Source organism: Candidatus Woesearchaeota archaeon (assembly GCA_003694805.1).
Classification (GTDB): domain Archaea; phylum Nanobdellota; class Nanobdellia; order Woesearchaeales; family J110; genus J110.
In genome coordinates this window covers 1-1,455 of the sequence record RFJU01000104.1, presented here as the reverse complement: position 1 = coordinate 1,455, position 1,455 = coordinate 1, and the positions used below count along the sequence as shown (strand labels likewise).

The following is a 1,455-nucleotide window of genomic DNA, read 5'->3' as shown; positions in this document are numbered from 1 at the left end:
GCTTCGCGCCATCAACCGCAATTACAGGCTCAGCCACAACCAAGAGGTTTGCCGGGTCAAGTCGCTCCTTCCGCAATCAGCGTTCATGGACCTCCTGGACCAGTTAAAACTGTCGTCGCCAAGCCAGTGTCACAAACCGGTAAACCACCAGTTGCTAAGCCAGCACCACAACCAACTGTCGGCTTTAAGAAGGGCGTGCCTGTTAGGTTGGCTACCAAATTAGGAAAAGAACTACCGTCTGGTGTAGAGCAGCGCTTATCGCAATTCGGTAAACGAATTGCTGCCGGTCAAGTCGAGCTTCCGTCTACGGCAAGAATCAAAAGGTTGAAAAAGAGTAAACCCACTCCTCGTATGATGAAGGCGCTAAGCGCCGTAAAACAGCGTTCTACTAAAGCCAGTGGCCCCGGTCCTGGGTCATTGTTGAAAAAAGTATCAGGAGCGGCGCCAGCGCTAAAGGCTACTTCTGTGTCGAAATTACGTGCGTCGCCCAGCGCACGGGCGTCGTATCTCAAACACGCAGCCAGCGGGGCCGCTACTCCACTACCATCTACACTGACGCCCAAGAAGAAAACAACCACAAAGAAAACAACCAAGAAAACAACCAAAAAAGCATCTAAGAAAACAACCAAGAAGACAACCAAGAAGACAACCAAGAAGACAACCAAGAAGACGGCTAAGAAAACAGCTAAGAAAACGACCCCTGCTGCAGCCGCACCTGAGGTAGCAACACCTGGTGCAGAAAGCCCATCTGTGGAAGCAGCAAAAGCGGCGTCCAAGATACTAAAACGTACAACCGCTCAGGCGCAAGTTTCCGCCGCAAAACAGAGCACTCCAAGCGAAGCGCAGAGCGCTCCGACCGAAAAACAGGCCGCGCCGACCAAAAAACAGAGCAAGAAAAAGAAGAAAAAGAAGTCGTCGTAGGTCTAATTTCAATAGACAACAGAGGTAATAAGGATGGCACTATCAAAAATAGCGGAAATGATCGATAATACTGTCGAATTGGCCGAAGACGTTGCGTCCATGAACCGAGCTGTTTTTGTTGAAAGCGACGCGCGGAAGATGGCGCACCACGTTGTTGCTTATGTGCTTGAGCGTGCTGTAGAAGGCCAAGATCCGAAACAATTAGGCCGTACTATGCTACGCGGAGCTATTCTTGGCGAAGATGAGTCTGGTGGTCCTCTGGTAGATCCTGTTATTGATTTTCTTTCTGGATTGCTCGAAGGTGCCGTTGAGGCTAAACAAGAGGCTCATTCCGGCGACGAGGACGAGGACGAGTCGGAATCAGATCAAGAGTCAGAGTCCGACGACGTAGACACTATAGTAAGATATTTTAAGGCGCACGGTAAGTTCCCAGAATCTGCTAGGCCTGAAGATTTGCGCAAGGCAAAGGCCAAACTGCTCAAGGGACGATAGACAAGTGATATATATTACGAGTCGGACATAGTATTTCTATAT

General features: G+C 49.6%; 2 protein-coding genes. Both read left to right on the top strand.

Features of this window, described 5'->3' with window-relative positions:
- Nucleotides 1-417 precede the first annotated feature (417 nt).
- Nucleotides 418-921, top strand: coding sequence for a hypothetical protein (locus D6783_03830; protein ID RME52777.1), 504 nt, complete (start codon nucleotides 418-420; stop codon nucleotides 919-921).
- A gap of 33 nt (nucleotides 922-954) precedes the next feature.
- Nucleotides 955-1,413 carry a hypothetical protein gene (locus tag D6783_03825; GenBank protein RME52776.1) on the top strand — a complete coding sequence of 153 codons (459 nt, stop codon included), beginning with the start codon at nucleotides 955-957 and terminating at the stop codon, nucleotides 1,411-1,413.
- Nucleotides 1,414-1,455 lie beyond the last annotated feature (42 nt).